General features: G+C 63.3%; 2 protein-coding genes. One reads left to right on the top strand and one right to left on the bottom strand.

Going from position 1 to position 2,002, the window contains the following annotated elements; translation table 11 throughout:
• Positions 1-935 (top strand): FAD-dependent oxidoreductase (locus tag EN750_RS31755; protein WP_127399060.1); only part of this gene is annotated, 935 nt, incomplete at its 5' end.
• Between the two features lie 60 nt (positions 936-995).
• On the opposite strand, the gene mgtE is transcribed toward EN750_RS31755, so the two are convergent.
• The coding region (gene mgtE / locus EN750_RS31750) for a magnesium transporter (protein ID WP_127399059.1) at positions 996-2,002 on the bottom strand (1,007 nt) is incomplete at its 5' end.

Genomic DNA, 2,002 nt, shown 5'->3' with positions numbered 1-2,002 from the left:
GCCATGAACATTGCATCTTTTCCAACGAGGCTTTCGACCTCAAGGAATTGCCCAAGGCGATCATGATCGAGGGCGGCGGTTATATCGCCGTCGAGTTCGCCAACATCTTTCACGGTCTTGGCGTCGACACCACGCTGGTCTATCGCGGCAAGGAGATCCTCAGCCGGTTCGACATGGACCTGCGGCGCATGCTGCACGAGACGATGGAAAAAAAGGGGATAAGGATCCTCTGCCATTCCGTGTCCGAATGGATCCGCAAGCGGCCGGACGGCCGGCTCGACGCGCTCGTCAGCGGCGGCGAGGTGCTGACCGTCGACCAGGTGATGCTGGCCATCGGCCGCATTCCCAACACCGAGAATATGGGCCTGGAAGGCATCGGACTGGAGATGACCAAGACCGGCGCCATCGCCGTCGACCAATATTCCCGCACCAACATCGACAACGTCTGGGCGATCGGCGACGTCACCAACCGCGTGCAGCTGACGCCGGTGGCGATCCATGAGGCGATGTGCTTCATCGAAACCGCCTTCAAGGGAAATCCGACCGCGCCCGATCACGAGACGATCGCGACCGCTGTCTTTTCACAGCCGGAGATCGGCACTGTCGGATTGGCGGAGGACGACGCCGTCAAGCGCTTCCCCGACATCGAGATTTACCGCGCGACATTCCGGCCGATGCGGCACACGCTGTCCGGGCGCGACGAGAAGATGCTGATAAAGCTGGTGGTCGATGGCGCGTCGAAGAAAGTGCTTGGCGCCCACATATTGGGGCCGGACGCCGGCGAGATGGCGCAGCTGCTCGGCATCCCGCTGAAGGCCGGCCTCACCAAGGACGATTTCGACCGTACGATGGCCGTGCATCCGACAGCGGCGGAAGAACTGGTCACCATGTACAAGCCGACCTATCGCGTGAAGGACGGCGCGCGCGTCGATTGACGGCAAATCCGGGTTGAGGAACTCCGCCGCGGCAAGGTCATGCCACGGCGGAGATAGTCGCTACAGCAGCGTGCCGCGCAGGATCACCAGCGCCACCGAAAAGTAGATCACCAGCCCGGTGACATCGACCAGCGTGGCGACCAACGGCGCCGATGCGCTGGCAGGGTCGAAGCCGATACGTTTCAAGGCGAACGGCAGCATCGACCCCGACAGCGAACCGAAGGTGACGATGCCGACCAGTGCAGCACCCACCGTGGTGGCAATCAGCGGCCAGTGCGGGCCATAATCGTAGAAGCCCATATATTGCCACAGCGCAATGCGGCAGACGCCGACCACGCCGAGCATGGCGCCCAGCACCAAGCCGGTGGGCAGCTCACGCAGCGCCACCCGCCACCAGTCGCCAAGACCGATCTCGCGCAGCGCCAGCGCGCGGATGACCAGCGAGGTCGCCTGCGAGCCGGAATTGCCGCCGGAGCTCATGATCAGCGGGATGAACAGCGTCAGCACGATCGCCTTCTCCAGCTCGCCCTCATAGCTCTGCATGGCGTTGGCCGTCAGCATCTCCGAGATGAACAGCGCGCACAGCCAGCCGCCGCGTTTCCTGATCATGGCGAGGAAGCTCATCTTCATGTACGGCTCGTCCAGCGCCTCCATGCCGCCGAAACGGTGCGCGTCCTCGGTCGTCTCCGCGACCATCGTGTCGATGATGTCGTCGATGGTGACGATGCCGAGGATCTTGCCATGGTCGACGACCGGAAGGGCGAGCAGATCGTATTTGGAAATCGTCTGCGCCAGGGTTTCGCGATCGGTCAGCGGGCCGACCGTCACCGGAAGGTGATCCGGCGCCACCGTCATGATCGGATCGTCAGGCTCACCGGTGATCAGCCGGCGCAGGCCCGTCGAGCGCACAAGCAGGTGCGTCGTCGGATCGACGATATAGATCGCGTAGACGGTCTCGCGCGTCCGCTCGACCTTGCGGATGTAGTCGAGCGTCTGCCCGACGGTCCAGTCCGACGGCACGCTGACGAACTCCGTCGTCATGATCGATGCGGCGCTGCCTTCGGGAT

The sequence above is a fragment of the Mesorhizobium sp. M7A.F.Ca.ET.027.03.2.1 genome, from assembly GCF_003999175.1.
GTDB lineage: Bacteria > Pseudomonadota > Alphaproteobacteria > Rhizobiales > Rhizobiaceae > Mesorhizobium.
The sequence above is the reverse complement of the archived record's forward strand: the minus strand, read 5'-3'. Positions and strand labels throughout refer to the sequence as shown.